Origin of the sequence: Limosilactobacillus coleohominis (genome assembly GCF_016901675.1) — a bacterium.
Classification (GTDB): domain Bacteria; phylum Bacillota; class Bacilli; order Lactobacillales; family Lactobacillaceae; genus Limosilactobacillus; species Limosilactobacillus intestinavium.
Window position 1 is genome coordinate 1 of sequence record NZ_JACJKU010000221.1, and the last position, 222, is coordinate 222.

Sequence of the window (222 nt, forward strand, 5' to 3'; positions counted from 1 at the left end):
CCGATTTGCCTGATCATGGAATTCGTCGTCATCGTGCTAAAGAAAAGCGTGGTACGTTCAGTCACGGCCGCTCCATTGAGGAGCGTTCTCATAAAGTCGAAACTCGCCAGGAATTCGGCCACTTTGAAGCTGATACCGTACTTTCTGGCAAACGTAAAGGTCAAGCTGTGGCTACTTTTGTGGAGCGTAAGAGTCGCCTGACAATTGTTAAACGGCTCCATG

Annotated in this window: 1 pseudogene; it reads left to right on the plus strand. The window is 49.1% G+C overall.

Going from position 1 to position 222, the window contains the following annotated elements:
* Positions 1–222: pseudogene (locus H5975_RS09325) on the plus strand (IS30 family transposase); the annotation flags it as partial.